We start from the raw sequence: 21,460 nt of genomic DNA on the forward strand, positions 1-21,460 counted from the left end.
CAGCAGCGGCCGCGATCGGCTCGGCCCGGAAGGGAACCAGACCGTTTCTGATGCTATCGCTGTGCCGAACCCTTTCCCGACGGTCCTCATGTGACATCGATCTCCCGGGTGTCGCGGGTAGTGATCGGGCTCACTGAGTCGGGTGATTTCGCCCGATCTGCCCAGCAGATCCCGCCGCGATTGGCCCTCTTCCGTTGCCCTTTGCGCGCCTAGTGTCGGCAGCGGGACACCACGAGAGGGGACGGACGATGAACTTCTGGATCTGTGCGACCTGCGCGGTCGAGCACAGCGAGCAGGTCGGGGTCTGCGCGATCTGCGCCGACGAGCGGCAGTGGGTGCCGGCCGACGGCCAGCACTGGACGACGCTGGAGGAGCTGGCCGCGGCGGGGTACACGGTGAAGCTCGAGGAGGTCGAGCCCGGGCTGCACGGGATCACCTCGGAGCCCGGCGCGGGGATCGGGCAGCAGTCGATGCTGGTGAGCACGAGCGAGGGCAACCTGCTCTGGGACCCGATCGGGTTCCTGGACGACGCGGCCGTCGAGGCGGTGGCCGCGCTCGGCGAGGTGAAGGCGATCATCGCCAGCCACCCGCACATGTTCGGCGTCCAGGTGGAGTGGAGCAAGCGGCTGGGCGGCGTACCGGTGTACGTGTCCGAGGCGGACGCCGAGTGGGTCGCGCGGCAGGACCCGGCGATCCAGACCTGGTCGGGCACGCTCGACCTGCTGCCGGGCGTCACGCTGATCCAGCCGGGCGGGCACTTCCCCGGCAGTGCGGTGGTGCACTGGGCGGAGGGGGCCGAGGGCAAGGGTGTGATCCTTGCCGGGGACACCGTGTTCGCCAACCCGGACCGTACGTCGGTGAGCTTCATGCGCTCGTACCCGAACCGGATCCCGTTGTCCGGCGCGGTCGTGGACCGGGTCGCGAAGGCGCTGGACGAGTTCGCGTACGACCGGTTGTACGGGAACTTCGGCGGTTCGATCCCGGTGAACGCCAAGCAGGTCGTCCGGTTCTCCGCGGACCGGCACGCTGCGTGGGTCCGCGGAGACTTCGACCACCTGACCTAAGCGGCCAGTCGGTCCTGCGTGAGTTGCGTGTGCAGCTTGAGCATGTGCTGAACGCACGAGTCCCAGTCGTAGAGCTCGGCCCGGGCGCGGGCCGCGGCTCTGCGGCCGGGGACCGTGATCAGTTCCTGTACGGCGTCCGCAAGCGCTCGCGGGTCGGCCGGGGCCCAACGCCCGCAGGTCTCGTCGACCAGCTCGCGGGCGCCGCCGGTGTTCGCCGTGACCACCGGCGTACCGGCGGCGAGCGCTTCGAGCACGGCCAGGCCGAAGGTCTCGCCTGGGCAGACCGACAGCGCGATGTCCGCCTCGGCGAGATGCCGGGCGAGCGTCGTCCGGCCGTCGACGTAGCCGTGGAAGTGGATCGGCGCGTTGCCGGCGATCGCGATCAGCTCGTCGAGGTGCGGGCCGGAACCGTACACGTCCATCCGCAGCGGTACGCCGCGGCGGTGCAGCTCCGCGGCGGTCGCGACGGCGAGATGGGGGCTCTTCTCGCGCGAAAGGCGGCCTGCGTGAACGAGTTTGAGCAGTCCGTCGTCGACGGGTTCGGCGCGCGAGGGGTGGAAGGTCTCCAGGTCGACGCCGAGCGGGATCCGGATCAGCGGAGTGGTGACCTCGTCGAACTCGGCGGCGGCGTACCGGCTCGTGACCACCACCGCGTCGTACGTGCGACCGAGGAGCTTGTAGAGCGCGCCGACACCTGCGGCGACGCCGAGCTGGCGGTACTGGCCGGGCTCGCCGCCGCGCAGGACCGGCTTGGGCTCGGCGCTCCACCAGTTCGGGCGCAGGACATCACCCGTACGCCGGGCCGGCCGCGCGGGGCGAGCCGTTCGCAGCGACAGCATCGCGTCGAGGCGCTCGTGGCTGAACAGCACCGACCCGATGTCGTTCTTCTTCGCCCAGCGCGCGACCGGGAGCAGCGTCGACTTGTCGGAGATCTCGACCGTCGTCGGCTCGAAGCGCTCCAGTGTCTCGATCACCCGCCAGGGGTCGGTGATCAGCCGGTAGCCGCCGCCGACCTTCGGCGCCTTCATCTTCACGATCGTGCCGTGCTCGGTCCGGGTCACGCTGTCGCGCTCGCCCGGCGTGATCAGGATGCGTTCGGCGCCGGCCTCGACGTAGCCCTGGCCGAGGTGCTCGATCGCGGTCCGCATCCCGCCGGAGGTCGGGCCGACGAAGTTCGCCAGCTGGGCGATCCGCAGGCCGGCGCGTGGTTGTTCGCCGTACGGCGTGAGCAGGGTCATGCGACCCGCCGGTCCCGCGCCGTACGCCGACCGGCCGCCGCTGCCGCGCCAGGCGCCGCCACGTCGCCGAGCTGCGTCCCCGGCTGGTGGGCCGCGAGCACTTCCGCGTAATGCCGGTCGACAAGGTCGTCGACCACCGCCGGCCAGGTCCGCGTCTGCACGCGCCGCAGGCCGTGCGCCGCCATCGAGTCGCGGGCGTCCGGGTTGTCCAGCACGAACGCGACCGCGTCCTTCAACGACCCCGGCTGCCCCGGCTCGAACAGCAACCCGTTCTCACCCGGGTGGATCAGATCCAGCGGCCCACCCGCGGCCGGGCCGACCACAGCCACTCCGGAGGCCTGCGCCTCCTGGATCGTCTGGCAGAACGTCTCGTGCTCGCCGGTGTGCACGAACACGTCCAGCCCGGCGAAGATCGACGCCAGCTCGGCACCCCGCCGCATCCCCAGGAAGGTTGCTTGCGGCAACTTCTGCTCCAGCGAGGCGCGATCCGGCCCGTCGCCCACGACCACCACCTGGCAGTCGAGCTCGGCCAGCTCGGCGAGCCGCCGGACCTTCTTCTCCGCGGCCAGGCGCCCGACGTACCCGACGATCGGCTTGCCCTCGGGAGAGACCTCGCGCCGCCAGGCCTCGTCGCGATGGCCCGGATCGAACAGATCCAGGTTCACGCCGCGACCCCAGTGCTGAACCCGCGGTACGCCGGCCTGCACCAGCTGCGCCATCGCCGCCGACGACGGCGCCAGCGTCCGGTCGACCCGCGAATGCGTCCGCCGTAGCCAGGCCCACACGGCCCGGTCGGTCTTCGCGAACCACGGGTACTGGCGGGCGAACCCGGCGATGTCGGTCTGGAAGATCGCGACCGTCGGCAGCCCGAGCCGCCGCGCGGCCCGCAGCCCGTACGCACCCAGGATGAACGGCGACGCCAGATGCACCAGCTCCGGCCGGAACTCGGCCATCGCCCGCTCGATCCCCGGGTCGGGCAACCCGACCGGGAACTCCTTGTACCCCGGGATCCCGAAGCTCCGCGCCCGGAGCACCCGCACCCCGTGGTAGGTGTCCGGCCCGGGGCCGGCGGCAATGATCAGCAGCTCGTGCCCGCGCTCGAGCAACCGGTCGGCGACATGACGAACCGTGTTCGCCACGCCATTGATCTGCGGCAGGAAGGACTCAGCGACCATCACGATGCGCACGCCTCGAAGGTTCCCGCCCGCCGGTGAACCCTCGGCGACGCCTCCGTGACCGAAGCCCGATCCCCTGGCGACGCTGTCCCGGCCACGGGGTGACTTCCCGGTAACCACCAAACGATCGCCGGTAGCGGCGAGCCGAACACCGGGCGTCACCGAGCGGTCGCCGTACGCCGCCGGGGCTCAGCGTGACCTGATGCACCGAGGAGACTGCAGCATGACGTTGGCAGCACCGGATGTCGCTCGGCTCTTCGCCCATGGCGCCCGGCACGAGTGGGAGAACGGCCTGACGTCGCGCCTCGACGTGGTCGATGTCGGAGAGCTCGTGTTCCCGAGCGGACGGATCGTCGTCCGCGATCCGGCCCGATGGGTCTCGGACGGTGAGCAGCCGCTGACAGCTGTCGTAGCGCCCGGCCCCTGGCGGATCTCGATCAGCGTCGCCCACTGGCCCGAATCCCCGGACCCACGGATCCCTGCGCCGCTCCGAAAGGTGGCAGCGGTGAGAGCGGACTCGGGCCTCGATCAGCCCCAGCACTGGGAACTCGGCCTGCGCCCAGACCAGAAGGCTCCAACCGAAGAAGCCAAGTCCCTCCCCGGCTTCAGCGTCGACGCAGGCCTCGGCTGTCTCGCGGACGCATCCGGACTCAACTTCCTCCGTCGGCTCTGGCTGCACGATCGAGCCCTCGAAGATCTCCTGGACGACTTCGACGGCAAGGAGGCCGAGATCATCACCCCACCCGACCTCCCCATCGGAATGCTGATCTTCGAGTGCGGCCTGGGCGACGGCGTCTACCCCGTCTGGCTCGGCCGGAGCAGCTCGGGTGACGTGGTCTCTCTCGTCGTAGACCTGGAGGTCTTGGCGCACAGCTGGCCGCAGTCGGCCGCCAGAGCCGAGCGTCCGATTGACTTCATCAGAGGGGATGTCTAGTTGAGTACGCGCCCTGTGGCTGGATGGCGGCCCTTGATCTACCGCGGTGACGGCGCGTGGATCGGGATCATGCCCGACGGCGAGATCGGTGTCGGGGTGGAGAGCGAGCCTCATGTCTCGCTCGAGGCTTCGGGGTTCGTCCCGTTGTGGCCCTTCATGGAGAGAGATCCGCGGGAGTGTCTCGGCGAGTTGCGGCGCGTCTGGACGGACCTTGAGGGGCGCGGGTTCGCGACTCCGGAGGAACTCGTCACGAAGATCGTGAAGTCGGCGCGGGCCTCCGGGCAGACGTACTGGATGGAGCTGTCAGAGACGTGGGCTGAGGAGATCGCGCGGGTCGAGCCGGGCTGATGCAGACCTGACGCGGGACCCGTACAACGGCGCGGTACGGGGCCCGCTGGCCCCCGACTACCTCGGCGCAGTTTCAGAAGCATCTGGATCATTACAGTGATCCCTTTGGATACGGGATAGGGCTGTTCACCGAATGAGTGGTTCTGCTGGGCTTCGGCGGCGGTGGGCGTCGACGGATGGTCGTGAGCTCGCTGCTGGTGTGCTGAAGTGGTTGCTCGGTGGTCGCCGGCCTGATGGGCTGCACGAGTTCGAGGGGCGGGTGGATCTTCGGGGGCTTCCGGCGCCGGATCCGCAGGTCCTGCGGGACATCAGCGTGGGGCGGCTGCGTGCTGAGGAGGTCGACGGGGTCACTCGGGTGCGGGACGCCCGGTGGGAGTCGTTGGATCTGAGCTACGCCCGACTGATCGGCCTGAGGTTCTTCGGTACGAGTATCGAGAACTGCGTCTTTCGGGACGGGGCATGCCGGGACTGGCGCCTGTGGGACAGCGTGGTCAACGAGTGTTCGTTCGCCGGCGCCGATCTGCGGGATGCTGCACTGGGTACCTGGGACGATGGTCGTTCGAACGCCTGGGTCGACGTCTCGTTCGACGGAGCTGATCTGCGGGGCGCGTTGGTCTCCGGCTGTCGGCTGTCCGGGTGCACGTTCGTCGGGTCGCGGCTGTCCGGGGCAGAGTTTCGCCAGACCGATGTCGAGAACTGTGTGTTCGGCGGCGTCCTGGAGGGTGTCCTGTTCGACGGGCGCACGCTCCCGGGTAAGCATCAAGCCGGCCCGATGCGGGCGGTGGACTTCTCCGCGGCGTCGTTCGCTGACGTGGAGTTCAGGGGCTACGTGTTCGACGGGGTTCGTCTGCCGGACGGTGTACGTGCTGTCCCGGATTACCCGGGGGTCGCCAGGCGTGCGCTCGAGCGGCTGGGGGGTGCTTCCGACGTCAACGCTCGGATGCTGATCGCGGAACTGCAGACCGTCCTCAAGGCGCCGGGCGCCGAGGGCTGGACCGGGGTGTTCAACCGGGCTGACTACGTCGTTGCGGGTGGTGAGAGTCTCGCCGAGCTTGCCGAGGACCTCCTGCTCGAATGACCAGTACGTCGGGCGCAGCGTTGAGACTCCGCTCACCCTGCGTGCTCGATCTCACCACGTACGGCGTACCAGTCAGCGCACTGGGCGGCTTACCGTAAGGGGATGAGCCATCAGACCGAGTCCGGGTCGGACTTCAAGGCTGTGTATGGGCCGCTCGACGGGTTCGATCCGGCGGAGAAGCTCGGAGAGCCGGGGGAGTACCCGTTCACGCGGGGGGTCTACCCGACGATGTACACGCAGCGGCCGTGGACGATGCGGCAGTACGCCGGGTTCGGGACGGCGAAGGAGTCGAATCAGCGGTATCACCAGTTGATCGACGCGGGGACGATGGGGTTGTCGGTGGCCTTTGATCTGCCGACGCAGATGGGGTACGACTCCGATGCCGAGTTGGCGCACGGGGAAGTGGGCAAGGTCGGCGTCGCGATCGACTCGATCGATGACATGCGGATTCTGTTCGATCAGATTCCGTTGGATCAGGTTTCCACCTCGATGACGATCAACGCGCCGGGGTCCGTGCTGCTGTTGCTCTACCAGTTGGTCGCCGAGGAGCAGGGGGTCAGTGGCGACAAGCTGACGGGGACGATTCAGAACGACGTGCTGAAGGAGTACATCGCGCGGGGGACCTACATCTACCCGCCGAAGGAGTCGCTGCGGCTGATCAGTGACATCTTCGGGTACTGCCAGGCCGAGCTGCCGCGGTGGAACACGATCTCGATCTCCGGGTACCACATGGCCGAGGCGGGGGCGACGCCTGCGCAGGAGATCGCGTTCACGCTGGCCGACGGGATCGAGTACGTGCGGGCCGCCGTCGCGGCGGGGCTCGATGTCGACGCGTTCGCGCCGCGGTTGTCGTTCTTCTTCGTGGCGCGGACGACGCTGCTGGAGGAGGTCGCGAAGTTCCGGGCGGCGCGGCGGATCTGGGCGCAGGTGATGCGGGACGAGTTCGGGGCGAAGAACCCGAAGTCGCTGATGCTGCGGTTCCACACGCAGACCGCGGGGGTGCAGCTGACGGCGCAGCAGCCTGAGGTGAACCTGGTGCGGGTCGCGGTTCAGGGGCTGGCCGCCGTACTGGGTGGCACGCAGTCCTTGCACACCAACTCGTACGACGAGGCGATCGCGCTGCCCACCGAGAAGGCGGCGCGGCTGGCGCTGCGGACGCAGCAGGTGCTCGCGTACGAGACCGACGTGACCGCGACCGTCGACCCGTTCGCCGGCTCGTACGTCGTGGAGGCGCTGACCGACGAGGTCGAGGCCGCGGCGCGGGAGCTGATGGAGCAGGTCGAGGAGTACGGCGGGGCCGTGGCCGCGATCGAGAAGGGTTTCCAGAAGCAGGAGATCGAGCGGTCGGCGTACAAGATCGCGCTGGAGATCGACAGCGGGGAACGGGTCGTTGTCGGGCTCAACAAGTTCCAGGCCGCCGAGGAGGAGCCGTACGAGCCGCTCCGCGTCGACCCGGCGATCGAGGCGCAGCAGGTCGCGCGGCTGGCGAAGCTGCGCGCCGAGCGCGACCAGGCGGCCGTCGACAAGGCGCTCGCCGAGCTGCAGAACGCTGCCCGGGGCAACGACAACTGCCTGTACCCGATGAAGGAGGCGCTGAAGGCCCGCGCGACGGTCGGCGAGGTCTGCAACGCGCTGCGGGAGGTGTGGGGCGTCTACGTCCCCACCGACGCGTTCTAGTCGAGCAGCGCCGAGGACACCAGGATCTTCGTCCCGAGGTCGATCGCGTCCTCGGACGGATCGAACCCCGGCGTGTGCAGATCCGCAGCGCTGTCCTGACCAACCGGCCGCACCCCGAGCCGAGCCATCGCCCCCGGCACATGCTCGAGGTACCACGCGAAGTCCTCGCCACCCAGGCTCTGATCGGTCTGCGCCAACGCATCCGACCCCAACGTCTGCTCGACAGCAGACCGGAACACCTCGATAGCCGCGGCATCGTTCATCACCGGCGGCACGCCGTGCGTGACCTCGGTGTCCACCTGTACGCCGTACGGCGCGACCAGCTGTTCCGCGAGCCCCGGGATCAGCTCGGCGGCGAGCCGCCACGCGTTCACGTCGAGGCAGCGCAGCGTGCCCTCGGCCTCGCCACGCGCCGGGATCGCGTTCGCCGCCGAACCGGACGTGATGCGCCCCCAGACCAGCGACATCCCCGCCCGCGGGTCGACGCGGCGGGACAGTGCAGCGGGGAGCTCGGTGACGAGCGTCGCCAGCGCGTAGACCAGGTCCCCGGTCAGGTGCGGCCGCGACGTGTGCCCGCCGGGCCCGGTGAGCCGAACCAGGATCCGGTCAGCCGCGGCCGTCAGCGCGCCGACGCGCAGCCCGACCTGGCCGACCTGCAGCCGCGGGTCGCAGTGCAGCCCGTAGATCCGCCGTACGCCGTCCAGGCCGCCGGCGGCGATCACACCTAACGCGCCGCCGGGCATCACCTCCTCGGCGGGCTGGAAGATCAGCCGCACCCGCCGGTCGAGCAGACCGTCGCGCGCCATCCCGGCCAGCACCAGCGCCGCACCGACCAGCGCCGACGTGTGGATGTCGTGGCCGCAGGCGTGCGCGACGCCGTCGATCGTGGAGCGCCAGGGGTTCGGTACGCCGTCCGGCACCGGCAGCGCGTCGATGTCCGCGCGCAGCGCCACGCAGCTGTCGCCCGACCCGATGTCGCAGATCAGCCCGGTCCCGGTCGGCAGCACCTGCGGGGACAGGCCGGCGTCGACAAGTCGTTGCCTGATCACCTCGGTCGTGCGCACCTCGTGCCAGCCGAGCTCCGGGTGCGCGTGCAGGTCCCGCCGCAGCGCGACGGCCTCCTCCCGCACCTCCTCGACGCGAGCCCCGACCTCGGACAGCAACAGGTGGCGCGAGTTTCCCATCGGGCGATCATCTCACCCGGTGACGACCGGCCCGCGAGGGCCGCCACCGCGGCTACCCAGCGTGACCGATTCTGATCGCGCCGACACGGCGCGAAGGCGCTCGGTGACAGCGAACCTGCACTCCGTGACCGATCGGGAGAAGTTGCGGAGTTGTGACGAAAGTGCCGGTCACTTTCCGGTATCGAGGCCGTCTTGACGTTCAAAGAATGCGGGAGCGGCCCCTATAGTCTGCGGATGCGGCACGCTGGGGAAGGCGTGCCGCGCACAAAGCAATCGGTTCGACGAAGGAGACGTCCGGTGAAGAAGTACGTGCGGGGACTGGCGATCGTGGGCGCGGTGACGCTCGCCGTCGCCGCGTGTGGCAGCAAGCCGACCGAGGACTCGGCCGGCGGCAGCGCCAACAAGGACTTCAAGGCCTGCATGGTCTCCGACTCGGGTGGGTTCGACGACAAGTCGTTCAACCAGACCTCGTACGCCGGCCTCCAGGCCGCGGTCAAGGAGAAGGGTCTGACCGAGGTCAAGGCCGAGTCGAAGTCGGACAACGACTACCCGACCAACATGACCGCGATGGTCCAGGCCGGCTGCAAGGTCATCGTCGCGGTCGGGTTCAAGCTCGAGGACGCCACCGACAAGGCGGCCGCGGCCAACCCCGACATCAAGTTCGCGATCGTCGACTCGGCCCCGGCCAAGCCGATCGCCAACGTCAAGCCGCTCGGCTTCAACACCGCGCAGTCCAGCTTCCAGGCCGGCTACCTGGCCGCCGCGATGTCCACCTCGGGCAAGGTCGGCACCTTCGGCGGCATCAAGATCCCGCCGGTGACCATCTTCATGGACGGTTTCGCCGAGGGCGTGCGCTACTACAACCAGGCCAAGGGCAAGAACGTCCAGGTGCTCGGCTGGGACGACGCCAAGCAGTCCGGTCTGTTCACCGGTGACTTCGAGGACAAGGCCAAGGGCCAGAATACCGCGCAGAACCTGATCACCCAGGGCGCCGACATCATCTTCCCGGTGGCCGGCCCGTCCGGTCTGGGCGGTCTGCAGGCGGCCAAGGCCAGCAACGGCAAGGTGAACGCGATCTGGGTCGACACCGACGGCTGCGAGAGCGCCGCGGAGTACTGCTCGGTGCTGATCACCAGCGTCAAGAAGGGCATGGACGTCGCCGTCCAGGACGCGGTCACCTCGGTGGTCGACAACAAGTTCGACAACAGCCAGTTCATCGGCACCCTGGACAACGGCGGTACGTCGCTGGCGCCGTTCCACGAGTTCGACAGCAAGGTCCCGGCCGAGCTGAAGACCGAGCTGGAGACGCTGAAGGCCGACATCATCAGCGGCAAGGTCCCGGTCGCGTCGAAGGCCCAGCCGAAGGCCTCCTGACCGACGGCTGTACCACGTAGTACGGTGCGAGCCAGGAAGGCGGAACCCCACCGGGGGTCGCCTTCCTGGCTCGCCGTCTGAGGAGAGGCTGCCCGCATGCATCTCGAGCTGTCCGGCCTGACCAAGAGCTTCGGCTCGCTGGTCGCCAACGACCACATCGACCTGGTCATCGAACCGGGCGAGATCCACTGCCTGCTCGGTGAGAACGGGGCCGGCAAGTCGACCCTGATGAACATGCTCTACGGGCTGCTGCAGCCCGACTCCGGCGAGATCGTGATCGACGGCCGGAAGGTCGCGATCACCTCGCCCAGCGACGCGATCAGCCACGGCATCGGCATGGTGCACCAGCACTTCATGCTGGTCCCGGTCTTCACCGTCGCCGAGAACATCATGCTCGGCCGCGAGAACACCCGCGCGGCCGGCGTACTGGACCGCAAGAAGGCGCACGCGCTGGTCAGCGAGCTGTCCGACCGGTACGGCTTCGAGGTCGATCCCGAGGCGCTGGTCGAGGACATCCCGGTCGGGGTGCAGCAGCGGGTCGAGATCATCAAGGCGCTCACCAACGACGCCAAGGTGCTGATCCTCGACGAGCCGACGGCCGTGCTGACCCCGGCCGAGATCGACGAGCTGATCGCGGTGATGCGGCAGCTGAAGGAGAACGGCACCTCGATCGTCTTCATCACCCACAAGCTCAAGGAGGTCAAGGCGATCGCGGACAAGATCACCGTGATCCGCCGGGGCAAGGTGGTCGGCAGCGCCGAGCCGTCGGCGTCCGAGGAGGAGCTGGCCGAGCTGATGGTCGGCCGCGCGGTCGACCTGGTGGTGGACAAGGAGCCGGCCCAGCCGGGCGCCCCGGTGCTCACCGTCGAGGGCCTGACCGTGATCGACGAGCGTGGCTTCACCGCCGTCGACGCGGTCGACCTGGAGGTCCGGGCCGGCGAGATCCTCGCCGTGGCCGGTGTCCAGGGCAACGGTCAGACCGAGCTCGCCGAGGCGTTGCTCGGGCTGACCCCGATCGCGGCCGGCAAGATCTCCGTGGACGGCGTCGACCTGACCGGCCGCAGCACCCGGGACCGGCTCGACGCCGGCATCGGCTACGTGCCGGAGGACCGCGGCCACGACGGTTTCGTCGGGCCGTTCACGGTCGCCGAGAACCTGGTCCTCGACCTGTTCCGCAACGAGCCGTTCGGCCGCGGGCTGTCGCTGCGCACCGACGAGATCGAGAAGAACGCGCACGCCCGGATCGAGGAGTTCGACATCCGCACCCAGGGCGCGGACCTGCCGGTCTCGTCGCTGTCCGGCGGCAACCAGCAGAAGGTGGTGCTGGCCCGGGAGCTGTCCCGGCCGCTGAAGCTGCTGGTCGCCTCGCAGCCGACCCGCGGCGTCGACGTCGGCTCGATCGAGTTCCTGCACACCCGGATCGTGCGCGAGCGCGACCAGGGCACGGCGGTGCTGATCGTGTCCACCGAGCTGGACGAGATCGCCGCGCTGGCCGACCGGGTCGCGGTGATGTACCGCGGCAAGGTGGTCGGCGTCGTACCGTCCGACACGCCCCGCGACGAGCTGGGCCTGATGATGGCCGGCGCCAGCAAACGTGAGGCCGAGGCCGAGGCGACCGAGCACCCGACGACGTTGGGAACCATCTAGATGAGCAACGACACGACCACCGAGCCGGAGCAGACGCCGGCGCCCGCGAGCCCGGTGAAGGAGCCCGCGACCAGTGGGCTGCCGTCCTGGGCGGTCCAGGGCCTGGTCTCGCTGAGCGCGATCGTGCTGGCGCTGGTCGTCGGCGCGATCCTGATCATCGTCGGCGACGACGAGGTGAAGGCCGCCGTCGGGTACTTCGGCGCCGCGCCGCTGGACACCCTGTCGGCCGCGGTGACCGCGGTCGGCGAGGCGTACAAGGCGCTCGCGGTCGGCGCGCTCGGCGGGATGAACCCGATCGCCGAGTCGCTGACCCAGGCCACGCCGCTGATCTGCGGCGGCCTCGCGGTCTCGCTGGCGTTCCGAACCGGTCTGTTCAACATCGGCGCCCAGGGGCAGCTGATCATCGGCGCGATCCTGGCGGCGTACGTCGGCTTCGCCTGGCACCTGCCGCCGGTCCTGCACCTGGTGCTCGCGATCGTGGCCGGCCTGATCGGCGGCGCGATCTGGGGCGGTGTCGTCGGGCTGCTGAAGGCCCGGACCGGCGCGCACGAGGTGATCGTGACGATCATGCTCAACTACGTCGCGATCTACCTGCTGCAGTGGTTGCTGACCACAACGGCCTTCAAGCGGCCCGGCCGCGAGGACCCGATCAGCCCGATCGTCGACGCGAACGCGCAGTACCCGCAGATGGGTGACACCCGGCTGCACGTCGGGTTCCTGCTCGCGCTGCTGGCCGCGGTCTTCGTCTGGTGGCTGCTGAACCGCTCGACGATCGGCTTCGAGCTGCGCGCGGTCGGCGCCAACGCCGACGCGTCCCGGACGGCGGGCATGTCCGTCGGCCGGGCGTACCTGGTCGCGATGGTCGTCGCCGGCGCGCTGGCCGGTCTGGCCGGCACCCAGCAGGTGCTCGGCACCGACCTGCCGCTGACCGACGGCGTCGCCGCGTCGATCGGCTTCGACGCGATCACCGTCGCGCTGCTCGGCCGCGGTACGCCGCTCGGCACCGTCCTGGCCGGCCTGCTCTTCGGCGCGCTGAACGCCGGCGGCCTGCAGATGCAGCTGCAGACCCAGACCCCGCTGACCCTGACCACCGTCCTGCAGGCCGTGATCGTGCTGTTCGTCGCGGCCCCGGCACTGGTCCGCTCGGTCTTCCGCTTCCTGCCCAAGGAACGCGGGATCGGCGCCGTCCTCGCGAAAGGCTGGAACGGATGAGCTCCTCTGTGCAGGACGTGGTGCGCGACCCCGCACCGGCCGCGATCGAGGCTCCGGCCGACCGGATCCGGCGGCTGCGCGTCGGCGGCCTGATGGTCGTCTTCGCGCTGATCGGCTTCGGGCTGGCGATCTTCACCAACAGCGGCAAGGCCACCTTCCAGCTGGTCTCGGGCGACCTGCAGAACAACCTGCTCGGCGTACCGGCCCAGCCGGTGGCGATCTTCCTGGGCGTGCTCGGACTGGTTGCCGCGGGCGCCTACATCGTCCGCCGGGTGCCGCAGAAGTACTCGGGCTGGCTGGCCGTCGTGCTGGGGATCTGCTTCATCGGCGCGTTCCTGTGCTGGGCGGCGGCGGGCAAGACGTTCCCGCTGGCGAACCAGTTCCAGGGCACGCTGAACTTCGCGACCCCGCTGGTCCTCGGCGCACTGGCCGGTGTGCTGTGCGAGCGGGCCGGTGTCATCAACATCGCGATCGAGGGCCAGTTCCTGGTCGGCGCGTTCACGGCAGCCGTCGTGTCCAGTACGACGGGCAGCGCGGCGGCGGCGTTGATCGCGGCCGCGGTGAGCGGCGTACTGATGGCCTGGCTGCTGGCGATCTTCTCGATCAAGTACCTGGTGAACCAGGTCGTGCTCGGCGTCGTGCTGGTGGTGTTCGCCTCCGGTATCACCGGGTATCTGTTCGACCAGTTCCTGCAGGAGGACGCGGAGAACCTGAACACCCCGAGCGTGCTCTCGGCGGTCAAGATCCCGGGGCTCGGTGACATCCCGTTCATCGGGCCGATCCTGTTCAACCAGACGATCCTGGTCTACCTGACCTATCTGGCGGTCGCCGTCGTCACGTTCGTGCTCTTCCAGACCCGCTGGGGCCTGCGGGTGCGCGCGGTCGGCGAGCACCCGAAGGCCGCCGACACCGTGGGGATCCGCGTGAAGCGCGTCCGGTACTCCGCTGTGCTGTGGGCGGGCGTGCTCGCGGGGCTCGGCGGTGCGTTCTTCACCGTCGGGTACGCCGGTTCGTTCTCCAAGGAGATGACCGCGGGCAACGGCTTCATCGCGCTGGCCGCGCTGATCATGGGCCGCTGGCACCCGATCGGCGCGATGGTCGCGGCGCTGTTCTTCGGCTTCGCGACCCAGCTGCAGTCGCAGCTGCAGATCATCCAGACCCCGATCCCCGGCGAGCTGCTGCTGATGGCGCCGTACCTGGCGACGGTGATCGCGGTGGCCGGGCTGGTCGGGCGAGTGAGAGCACCGAAGGCGGATGGTGAGCCCTACGTCACCGAGTAGCCCGGAGCCGGCCTCGGGTTCCCCCTCTTCTTCCCTCCCGTCCCCGCCCGCAGGGCGGGGACGGGAGGTCGACTGGGTCGCTCTGCATGCGGCTGCTGTGCAAGCGATGCGGCGGGCGTACGCGCCGTACTCCGGCTTTCCGGTGGGGGCGGCCGCCTTGGTCGACGACGGGCGGATCGTTGCCGGGTGCAACGTCGAGAACGCGTCGTACGGGCTGACGCTCTGTGCCGAGTGCGGCGTGGTCTCCGAGCTGCACTCGACCGGCGGCGGGCGGCTCGTCGCCTTCACCTGTGTCGACCACAACGAGGAGCTGCTGACCCCCTGCGGGCGGTGCCGGCAGCTGCTGCACGAGCACGGCGGGCCGAACCTGCTGCTCGAATCGAAGACCGGTAGCCGGCCGCTGAGCGAGCTGCTGCCGGAGGCCTTCGGGCCCGAGAACCTGGAGGAATGATGTCGTTCGACGCCGTGGACGTGATCCGGACCAAGCGCGATCGCGGGGAGCTGAGCGACGGGCAGATCGACTGGGTGATCGACGCCTACACCCACGGCGCGGTCGCCGACGAGCAGATGTCCTCGCTGGCGATGGCGATCCTGCTGAACGGGATGACGCGCCGCGAGATCGCCCGCTGGACCGCCGCGATGATCGCCTCCGGCGAGCGGATGGACTTCGCGAAGCTGTCCCGGCCGACCGCCGACAAGCACTCCACCGGCGGCGTCGGCGACAAGATCACGTTGCCGCTGGCCCCCTTGGTCGCGGCCTGCGGCGTCGCCGTACCGCAGCTGTCCGGGCGCGGCCTCGGCCACACCGGCGGGACGCTCGACAAGCTGGAGTCGATCCCCGGCTGGCGGGCGGCGCTGTCGAACGCCGAGATGATGAACCAGCTCGAGGACGTCGGCGCGGTGATCTGCGCGGCGGGCGACGGGCTGGCGCCGGCCGACAAGAAGCTGTACGCGCTGCGCGACGTGACGGGGACGGTCGAGGCGATCCCGCTGATCGCCAGCTCGATCATGAGCAAGAAGATCGCCGAGGGGACCGGCGCGCTGGTGCTCGACGTGAAGGTCGGGACGGGCGCGTTCATGAAGGACCTCGCCGACGCGCGCGAGCTGGCCGAGACGATGGTTGCCCTGGGCACGGATGCCGGGGTGAGGACGGTCGCGCTGCTGACCGACATGTCGACACCGCTCGGCCTGACCGCGGGCAACGCGCTCGAGGTGCGCGAGTCACTGGAGGTCCTCGCGGGTGGTGGCCCGGCGGATGTCGTCGAGCTGACCGTCGCGCTGGCGGCGGAGATGCTCGCGGCTGCTGGCGTCACGGATGTCGACCCAGCGGAGAAGCTGCGCGACGGTACGGCGATGGACGTGTGGCGGCGGATGATCGCAGCGCAGGACGGCGACCCGGACGCCGAGCTGCCGGTCGCGCCGGAGCAGCACGTGGTGAAGGCGGAGTCGACCGGCGTACTGAGTCGGCTGGACGCCCTGGCCGTCGGCGTCGCAGCCTGGCGTCTGGGCGCGGGCCGGGCGCGCAAGGAAGACCCGGTCTCGCCGGTCGCCGGCATCGAGCTGCATGCCAAGCCGGGTGACGAGGTGACCGAAGGCCAGCCGCTCCTCACGCTGCACGCCGATGACACTGCACGCTTCGAGCGCGCGCTGGAGTCGCTGGATGGTGCGGTGGAGATCGGTACGGCGTATGCCGCGCAGGCGTTGATCATCGACCGCATCACCGGCTGATCGCTGGGGGCTGGTCGCCGCTGCCCCGCCGGATCACGTGGTTGGAACGTCCCGCCGCTGCCGGCGAGAGAAGGCGGAGTAGGGCGCGTCGCCCGCCTGCACCACCGCGCTGGGTCTCACCTCCGCCGCGCTGTGGGCGCCGCGGTGCAGGCGGCCGCCGCTGGTGACGCCGCAAAACAGTCGGTGGGGTCCGGCAGAGTGGGGTGCATGACGGGTTCTGCGCATCAGTTGACCGCGGCCGCACCGTTCGACTTCGGGTTGTCGTTGCGGTTCGTGGGGGGATTTTCGCCGACTGCTGGGGAGCAGCAGATCGGCGCAGGGCGGTTGGTGAAGGCGCTGCGGGTCGCTGGGGAGACGGTGCTGGCGGAGGTTTCGGGGGCTGGTGCCGGGGTGGATGTCAGGCTGCGTGGTGCGCGGGATGACGTGGTGGTCGAGGCGGCGCTGGACCGGATCCGGTTCTACCTCAGCCTGGACGACGAGCTGGGGGAGTTCTACGCGCTCGCGGACGACGACTTCAAGGTCGTGGTGGAGCGGTTGTACGGGTACCACCAGGTGAAGTTCAGCTCGCCGTGGGAGAACGTCGCGTGGGCGATCCTGTCGCAGCGCACGCCGAGAAGTGTTGCGGTGCAGGCGAAAGCGGCCTTGATCCGGCAGGCGGGGACGGTGATCGAGGTCGACGGCGTCGAGTATCCGGCGTTTCCTGATGCCGAGCAGGTAGCGGGGATCGACGATCTCGCCGACGTGATCGGGAACGTCCGGAAGGCCGGGTACCTGCAGGGAGCTGCGCGGCGCTGGTTGGAGCTGTCCGAGCTGGAGTTGCGGACGGCGCCGTACGACGACGCCAAGGAGCAGCTGCTGGCGCTGCCGGGAATCGGGCCGTGGTCGGCGACGTTCGTGATGATTCGCGGGCTGGGCCGGACCGACGAGGTGCCGACCGAGAAGGAGTTCCTCCGCGCAGCCGCGCGGGTGTACGGACGAGCCGTCGACGAGGCGGACGTCATCCAGCTCGCCGAACGCTACGGCCCGTGGCGTGGGTACTGGGCGCACTACCTGCGGGCCTCCGGATGAGCAGCCCACCGGCGATCATCAGCCAGACCGGTACGCCGTACGCGGTCACCCGCTCCATCCCGCCGACACCCAACCCGAGCCCGTGGCCGCCGAAGTGCAGCACCATCGCGACCAGGCCGAGGAGACCGAGCGTGACGCCGTACCAGCGCGCTCGGCTGATCGCGCTGCCGGGGCGGAGTGCCGCGGTGAGGAGGAGAGCGAGGTTGCCGGCCAGGAAGATGACGACCGCGCCGCCGAGGACGTGCAGGTCCTCGTTCACGTCGGCCGGGGCCAGACCGGCGATCGCCCAGCCGACACCTGTTGCCACGAGCAACACTCGGGTCAGCGTCGAGGCGACGCCGCGCGGCCAGGCTGCGCGGGTCAGAACGACACCGCAGACGATCAGCAGGCCGCCGAGGACGAACGACGCGTTCATCAGGCCGTGCAGCGGTGAGCAGATCGGCCGACCGCCGAAATCGCCACAGTGCACGTTGCCGAGGTCGCTGATGTTGTTGTCCGCCCAGCTGTACGGCGTGGTCCAGGCGAGCTGGACGACGATCATCACGACGAAGAACTGCAGGGCGCCGGCCAGCCAGGCGATCGCGCCGATCCTTGGGCTCATCCCTCGACGCTAGACAGCGGCCACGGGCGGGGACATCGCCTGCGCGCCCGGGCGAGGGTAGCGGCTGAGCGACTCAGCCGGACTTGGAGGTGAGGCGCTTGTATTGCTGCTTCGCCAGGGCGGTCACCAGCGTGGTGTCGGGCTGGAGGTTGCCGGTGATCGGGCCGGTCTGGCGGACGGTGATCTGGGCGAGCAGGTTGCCGGTGACGAACGAGGCCTGGGCGACCGCCTCGGCCTCGTCGGGGACGCCGTTGGGGCCGACCCGGCGGCCGGTGCGGACGTCGGGCACACCCGGGACGGAGAACTTGGCGGTGAAGGTCTCCTGGCTCCAGAAGCCGGTGCGCAGGTCCTGGGCCTTGCGCTTCGAGCCGGTCCGGAACAGGCGGATCGTGTACTGCTTCTCGCGGTCCGGGCTGACCCGCACCGCCTGGTAGCCGTCCTTGAAGCTCGCGTTGAGCAGCAGCGCGCGGTCCTCGGCGGGGACGCCGGAGATGGTCGCGACGAACGACGGCAGCGTGAACGGCCCGCTCGGCTCGCGTCCGTCGGCGCCGTACCCGCTCGGTACGACGATCAGCCCGGCCAGCGCGCTCTTCGGCGCGGCCGGCGTCGGGGGCGCGCTCGGCGCGGCCGGCGCGGCGGCGTTGTTGGTGCCTGTCTCGGTGGTGACGGCTCCCGCGTCACCGCCCGCGCACCCGGGTAACGCCAGCACGGCGCAGACGACCAGTACGGCCACGCCCGGCGCAGTCCGCCTCACAACTCCTCCGCCAGTTCAGGGGATCCTCGCAGGAAGCCCACCAGACGAAGGTGAACGCCAAGCAACCACCGGACGACGAAACCCGCCGTGACCGGCGTGTCACCGGACGCGTGGGGGTTTCACCGGCTCGCGAGGGCGAACCCCGCGTTGTTCACCGCCCGGCGGACCCGCCCGATCGCCGGGTTCTGCCGGGTCGGGTGCACCCGGTTGGTCAGCAGTACGACGTACGCCCCGCGGTCCGGGTCCACCCACAGCGAGGTCCCGGTGAAGCCGAGGTGCCCGTAGCCGCGCGGCCCGATCAGGTCCCCGGCGACCGAGTCGACCGGGTCGACGCCCTGCCAGCCCAGCGTGCGCCGGAGCGTCAGGTGATCGGTCCGCGGCGCGATCATCGCGGCGTACCCGGCCTCAGACAGCACCCGTCCGGCAGCGCCGCACCCCCGTGCGCACAGCGTCCGGCCGAGAGCCTCCAGATCCGCGAGCGTGCCGAACAGGCCGGCATGCCCGGCCGGTGCACCGAGCACCACCGCGTTCTCGTCGTGGACCTCACCCTGCACGACGCGGCCGCGCCACGGATCGTCCTCGGTCGCCACCGCCAGCGCACGATCCGGTACGCCGTACGCAGCGCCGAGCATCCCGGCCGGCCGCGTCACCCGCTCGGCGACCAGCACGTCGAGCGTCGCCTCGGCAGCGGCCTCGGCGATCAGCCCGAGCAGGATGAACCCCTGCGAGCTGTACGCGACCTGCGCGCCGGGCGGCCCGAGCAACGGCAGCGCACGGATCGCGGCCAGCAACTCGTCCCGAGTCCGCGCCCATCGCCAGAGTGGCTGCTGCCCGGGGATCCCCGAGGTGTGCGCGAGCAGCTCACGGATCCGGATCCCGGCCTTGTCCGTCCCGGCGTACTCCGGCAGGTGGTCGGCGATCGTGTCGTCGAGTGTGAGCACGCCGTCCTCGACCAGCGAGAGCACGGCCATCGCCACGATCGGTTTGGTGACCGAGGCAAGGTCCCACCGGCTGTCCTCGCCGACGGGCGCCTCCAAGGCCCACGCCGTCGTACCGACCAAACCTCGGCTGAACGTCTCAGAAGCAGAGCCCACCGACCACGTAGCAGCCGAGAACACCCTGCGCCGCCGCGCCTCGGTGAGCAGCTCCTCGATCACCGGCATCACTTGACCAGGTCACCTTCGCGCGCGTTCAGCGCGGCGTAGTGCGCCAGCTTGTCCTCGTCGACCTTCACCCCGAGCCCAGGACCGTCCGGCACCGTCAACCGCCCGTCCCGCAACGGAATCGGGTCGATGATGTCGTCGTCGTGCAGGTAGTACATGCTGTCGATCGCCCGGTTCAGCACCGGCGTCGACGCGACGACGGCCAGGTGCGCCGCGGTCGCGATGCCGAGCTCACCGCCGCTGTGCAGGTTCATCCCGAGCCCGAAGGTCTCGCAGTGCGCGGCCAGGTCCTTGGTGGCCTTGATCCCGCCCCACTTGTAGACGTCGCCGTGGATCACGTCGACCGCGCCGAGCCGCATCGCCGGTGCGAAGTCCTCGAAGGCGACCACGCACATGTTCGTGCAGAGCGGGATCCGGATCTTCTCCCGCACCTGGGCCATCCCGTCGATGCCCCAGCACGGGTCCTCCAGGTACTCCAGGTCGAGCTCCTCCAGCCGCAGCCCGGCCCGGATCGACTCCGGCACGCTCCAGGCGGCGTTCGGGTCGACCCGCAGCTCGGCCTCGGGCAGCGCGGTGCGCAGCGCCCGCATGATCCGTACGTCGCCGTCGACGTCCTTCGTGCCCTTCAGCTTCACGGCGGTGAAGCCGCCCTCGGCGACCACCTTCGCGGCGAACTCGGCGAGCGCTCCGGGCAGGTCGGCGTCGCTCGCGCCGGGCGCGTCGGCGCGGGTGATCAGCGCGGTGATCGGGACGGTGTCGCGGACCCGCCCGCCGATCAGGTCGGTCAGCGGACGGCCGGTGATCTTGCCCATCAGGTCCCAGCAGGCGACGTCGAGACCGGCCAGGGCGGCGTACCCGATGTAGCCGTAGAAGAACGGGACCATCCGGTGCGTGGCGTGGAACTCCTCCAGCGCGAACGGGCTCTTGCCGATCAGCGACGCGGCCAGCTGCTCGGTGAGCCGCGCGACCGGCGCGCCCCACATCGTCTCGCCCCAGCCGACCTGGCCGTCGTCGGTGGTGATCCGGACGACGGTCCGGGTCTCGCCGGTCTTGGTCTCGAACGAGCTGCGAAACGGACTGGTCAGCGGCAGGTTGACGACCTGGACGTCGATGCCGGTGATGATCATGCCTGAGGACCTCTTTCGGTCAGTGGGTGGGAAGTGGTGGCTTCGTCGAGCCCGCGCAGGGCGGCGACCAGCCCGGCGACGCGGCGGCCGAGCAGCAGCCGCCCGGTCTCGGCGGTCGCTTCGGCGGCGTCGTCGGTGACTCCGCCGACGCGCGGCCACTCGCCGGACCGCTCGACAGTCAGGCCGGGCGCAGGGCTTCGGTTGAACAGCGGCGGCGGATCAGCAGGCTGGAAGGGGCGATCGTCGGCGACGAGCTCCGGATGGACGGCCAGCATCAGCGAGGTCTCGAACCAGCCGGCGTGACCGGGCGTGCGATCCGGCCGCTCGACCGCCGCCGCCTCCGCGGTCGTCTCCGCGATCAGCGACCAGTACGAGCAGGCAGCCGCCGTCCCCTCCGCCTGCAGCGAGTGCGCCTTCACCGCCAGCCGAACCAGCTCGTCGTTGCCGCCGTGCCCGTTGACGATCACGATCCGCCGGAACCCGCTCTGCGCCAGCGACGCCAGCACATCAGCCAGTACGTCGGACAACGTCGCCGGCCGCAGACTCACTGCGGCCGCGAACAGGTGATGCGGGCTGTGTCCGAAGGTCATCGTCGGCAGCCGGACCCACGTCGTACTGTCGTCAGCCAGTTGCTCCAGCGCCCGGTCGAGAACCGCCTCCACCAGCAGGAAGTCCGTCCCGAGCGGCAGGTGGTCGCCGTGCTGCTCCACCGCACCGATCGGCAGGACAGCGACGGCGCCGTCCGCGGCCAGGGCCCGGACGACTCCGCGGGTGAGCGTGGCCAGGTGTCGTACAGTCATCGCAACGA

General features: G+C 70.1%; 19 protein-coding genes and 1 pseudogene. 12 read left to right on the top strand and 8 right to left on the bottom strand.

The features are described 5' to 3' along the window. Positions 1–248: 248 nt before the first annotated feature. Positions 249–1,064 (top strand): MBL fold metallo-hydrolase, encoded by an 816-nt coding sequence (locus tag ACZ6Z4_RS04920; RefSeq protein ID WP_465558225.1) that lies wholly within the window; start codon positions 249–251, stop codon positions 1,062–1,064. Here the strand turns inward: ACZ6Z4_RS04920 and ACZ6Z4_RS04925 are convergent. Beyond that, a complete protein-coding gene (locus ACZ6Z4_RS04925) occupies positions 1,061–2,302 on the bottom strand; it encodes a glycosyltransferase (RefSeq protein ID WP_465558227.1) in 1,242 nt (413 codons plus the stop codon). The genes ACZ6Z4_RS04920 and ACZ6Z4_RS04925 overlap by 4 nt on opposite strands. Continuing rightward, positions 2,299–3,489, bottom strand: a complete 1,191-nt coding sequence (locus tag ACZ6Z4_RS04930) for a glycosyltransferase family 4 protein (RefSeq protein WP_465558229.1) — start codon at positions 3,487–3,489, stop codon at positions 2,299–2,301. Before ACZ6Z4_RS04930 ends, ACZ6Z4_RS04925 begins: the two co-directional genes overlap by 4 nt. 211 nt (positions 3,490–3,700) lie before the next feature. On the opposite strand from ACZ6Z4_RS04930, the gene ACZ6Z4_RS04935 reads away from it, so the two are divergent. The 4 genes from ACZ6Z4_RS04935 to ACZ6Z4_RS04950 all read left to right on the top strand — a co-directional run bounded on the left by ACZ6Z4_RS04935 (position 3,701) and on the right by ACZ6Z4_RS04950 (position 7,514). Next, complete coding sequence (locus ACZ6Z4_RS04935) at positions 3,701–4,411, top strand: DUF4241 domain-containing protein (protein ID WP_465558231.1); 711 nt, start codon at positions 3,701–3,703, stop codon at positions 4,409–4,411. Positions 4,412–4,480: 69 nt separating this feature from the next. Beyond that, the gene (locus ACZ6Z4_RS04940) at positions 4,481–4,759 is read left to right on the top strand and encodes a hypothetical protein (RefSeq protein WP_465558233.1); all 279 of its coding nucleotides are present in this window, start codon (positions 4,481–4,483) and stop codon (positions 4,757–4,759) included. A 133-nt stretch (positions 4,760–4,892) separates the two neighbouring features. Further along, entirely contained in the window at positions 4,893–5,837 is a 945-nt protein-coding gene (locus ACZ6Z4_RS04945) for a pentapeptide repeat-containing protein (protein ID WP_465558235.1), read from the top strand. A 102-nt stretch (positions 5,838–5,939) separates the two neighbouring features. Next, positions 5,940–7,514 carry an acyl-CoA mutase large subunit family protein gene (locus ACZ6Z4_RS04950; RefSeq protein ID WP_465558237.1) on the top strand — a complete coding sequence of 525 codons (1,575 nt, stop codon included), beginning with the start codon at positions 5,940–5,942 and terminating at the stop codon, positions 7,512–7,514. Here the strand turns inward: ACZ6Z4_RS04950 and ACZ6Z4_RS04955 are convergent. Next, a complete protein-coding gene (locus ACZ6Z4_RS04955; protein WP_465558239.1) occupies positions 7,511–8,698 on the bottom strand; it encodes an amidohydrolase in 1,188 nt (395 codons plus the stop codon). The two genes, ACZ6Z4_RS04950 and ACZ6Z4_RS04955, sit on opposite strands and share 4 nt — an antisense overlap. A gap of 297 nt (positions 8,699–8,995) precedes the next feature. Here ACZ6Z4_RS04955 and ACZ6Z4_RS04960 point away from each other — a divergent pair, with 297 nt between their 5' ends. From ACZ6Z4_RS04960 to ACZ6Z4_RS04990, 7 genes and pseudogenes are all read left to right on the top strand, one after another. After that, a complete protein-coding gene (locus ACZ6Z4_RS04960; RefSeq protein ID WP_363666471.1) occupies positions 8,996–10,072 on the top strand; it encodes a BMP family lipoprotein in 1,077 nt (358 codons plus the stop codon). 96 nt (positions 10,073–10,168) lie between these two features. Then, on the top strand, positions 10,169–11,719 hold the full coding sequence (locus ACZ6Z4_RS04965) for an ABC transporter ATP-binding protein (RefSeq protein WP_465558242.1): 1,551 nt from the start codon (positions 10,169–10,171) through the stop codon (positions 11,717–11,719). Continuing rightward, positions 11,720–12,931: an ABC transporter permease gene (locus ACZ6Z4_RS04970; protein ID WP_465558244.1), complete on the top strand. Its 1,212-nt coding sequence runs from the start codon at positions 11,720–11,722 to the stop codon at positions 12,929–12,931. After that, positions 12,928–14,211: an ABC transporter permease gene (locus ACZ6Z4_RS04975; RefSeq protein ID WP_465558246.1), complete on the top strand. Its 1,284-nt coding sequence runs from the start codon at positions 12,928–12,930 to the stop codon at positions 14,209–14,211. Before ACZ6Z4_RS04970 ends, ACZ6Z4_RS04975 begins: the two co-directional genes overlap by 4 nt. 64 nt (positions 14,212–14,275) lie before the next feature. Next, positions 14,276–14,662 (top strand): annotated as a pseudogene (locus ACZ6Z4_RS04980) (cytidine deaminase); the annotation flags it as partial. Beyond that, positions 14,659–15,939 (top strand): thymidine phosphorylase, encoded by a 1,281-nt coding sequence (locus ACZ6Z4_RS04985; protein ID WP_465558248.1) that lies wholly within the window; start codon positions 14,659–14,661, stop codon positions 15,937–15,939. The pseudogene ACZ6Z4_RS04980 and the gene ACZ6Z4_RS04985, both read left to right, overlap by 4 nt. A 207-nt stretch (positions 15,940–16,146) precedes the next feature. Further along, entirely contained in the window at positions 16,147–17,007 is an 861-nt protein-coding gene (locus ACZ6Z4_RS04990) for a DNA-3-methyladenine glycosylase family protein (protein ID WP_465558250.1), read from the top strand. Here the strand turns inward: ACZ6Z4_RS04990 and ACZ6Z4_RS04995 are convergent. The 5 genes from ACZ6Z4_RS04995 to ACZ6Z4_RS05015 all read right to left on the bottom strand — a co-directional run bounded on the left by ACZ6Z4_RS04995 (position 16,937) and on the right by ACZ6Z4_RS05015 (position 21,452). Beyond that, complete coding sequence (locus ACZ6Z4_RS04995; RefSeq protein ID WP_465558252.1) at positions 16,937–17,608, bottom strand: DUF998 domain-containing protein; 672 nt, start codon at positions 17,606–17,608, stop codon at positions 16,937–16,939. The genes ACZ6Z4_RS04990 and ACZ6Z4_RS04995 overlap by 71 nt on opposite strands. 73 nt (positions 17,609–17,681) lie before the next feature. Beyond that, positions 17,682–18,362: a hypothetical protein gene (locus ACZ6Z4_RS05000; RefSeq protein ID WP_465558254.1), complete on the bottom strand. Its 681-nt coding sequence runs from the start codon at positions 18,360–18,362 to the stop codon at positions 17,682–17,684. Positions 18,363–18,481: 119 nt separating this feature from the next. Continuing rightward, the gene (locus ACZ6Z4_RS05005; protein WP_465558256.1) at positions 18,482–19,525 is read right to left on the bottom strand and encodes a serine hydrolase domain-containing protein; all 1,044 of its coding nucleotides are present in this window, start codon (positions 19,523–19,525) and stop codon (positions 18,482–18,484) included. Next, positions 19,525–20,652 (bottom strand): mandelate racemase/muconate lactonizing enzyme family protein, encoded by a 1,128-nt coding sequence (locus ACZ6Z4_RS05010; RefSeq protein WP_465558258.1) that lies wholly within the window; start codon positions 20,650–20,652, stop codon positions 19,525–19,527. The genes ACZ6Z4_RS05005 and ACZ6Z4_RS05010 overlap by 1 nt, the downstream gene beginning before the upstream one ends. After that, complete coding sequence (locus tag ACZ6Z4_RS05015) at positions 20,649–21,452, bottom strand: creatininase family protein (protein ID WP_465558260.1); 804 nt, start codon at positions 21,450–21,452, stop codon at positions 20,649–20,651. The genes ACZ6Z4_RS05010 and ACZ6Z4_RS05015 overlap by 4 nt, the downstream gene beginning before the upstream one ends. Positions 21,453–21,460: the final 8 nt, after the last annotated feature.

The organism is Kribbella sp. NPDC104740, from assembly GCF_055583505.1.

Excerpts from the sequence above, each read along its gene's own strand:
- ACZ6Z4_RS05015 (WP_465558260.1), bottom strand. The coding sequence starts at position 21,452 with ATGACTGTACGACACCTGGCCACGCTCACCCGCGGAGTCGTCCGGGCC.
- ACZ6Z4_RS04950 (WP_465558237.1), top strand. The coding sequence starts at position 5,940 with ATGAGCCATCAGACCGAGTCCGGGTCGGACTTCAAGGCTGTGTATGGG.
- ACZ6Z4_RS04970 (WP_465558244.1), top strand. The coding sequence starts at position 11,720 with ATGAGCAACGACACGACCACCGAGCCGGAGCAGACGCCGGCGCCCGCG.
- ACZ6Z4_RS04975 (WP_465558246.1), top strand. The coding sequence starts at position 12,928 with ATGAGCTCCTCTGTGCAGGACGTGGTGCGCGACCCCGCACCGGCCGCG.
- ACZ6Z4_RS05010 (WP_465558258.1), bottom strand. The coding sequence starts at position 20,652 with ATGATCATCACCGGCATCGACGTCCAGGTCGTCAACCTGCCGCTGACC.
- ACZ6Z4_RS04995 (WP_465558252.1), bottom strand. The coding sequence starts at position 17,608 with ATGAGCCCAAGGATCGGCGCGATCGCCTGGCTGGCCGGCGCCCTGCAG.
- ACZ6Z4_RS04920 (WP_465558225.1), top strand. The coding sequence starts at position 249 with ATGAACTTCTGGATCTGTGCGACCTGCGCGGTCGAGCACAGCGAGCAG.
- ACZ6Z4_RS05005 (WP_465558256.1), bottom strand. The coding sequence starts at position 19,525 with ATGCCGGTGATCGAGGAGCTGCTCACCGAGGCGCGGCGGCGCAGGGTG.
- ACZ6Z4_RS04985 (WP_465558248.1), top strand. The coding sequence starts at position 14,659 with ATGATGTCGTTCGACGCCGTGGACGTGATCCGGACCAAGCGCGATCGC.
- ACZ6Z4_RS04925 (WP_465558227.1), bottom strand. The coding sequence starts at position 2,302 with ATGACCCTGCTCACGCCGTACGGCGAACAACCACGCGCCGGCCTGCGG.
- ACZ6Z4_RS04955 (WP_465558239.1), bottom strand. The coding sequence starts at position 8,698 with ATGGGAAACTCGCGCCACCTGTTGCTGTCCGAGGTCGGGGCTCGCGTC.
- ACZ6Z4_RS04990 (WP_465558250.1), top strand. The coding sequence starts at position 16,147 with ATGACGGGTTCTGCGCATCAGTTGACCGCGGCCGCACCGTTCGACTTC.
- ACZ6Z4_RS04940 (WP_465558233.1), top strand. The coding sequence starts at position 4,481 with ATGCCCGACGGCGAGATCGGTGTCGGGGTGGAGAGCGAGCCTCATGTC.
- ACZ6Z4_RS04945 (WP_465558235.1), top strand. The coding sequence starts at position 4,893 with ATGAGTGGTTCTGCTGGGCTTCGGCGGCGGTGGGCGTCGACGGATGGT.
- ACZ6Z4_RS04965 (WP_465558242.1), top strand. The coding sequence starts at position 10,169 with ATGCATCTCGAGCTGTCCGGCCTGACCAAGAGCTTCGGCTCGCTGGTC.
- ACZ6Z4_RS04935 (WP_465558231.1), top strand. The coding sequence starts at position 3,701 with ATGACGTTGGCAGCACCGGATGTCGCTCGGCTCTTCGCCCATGGCGCC.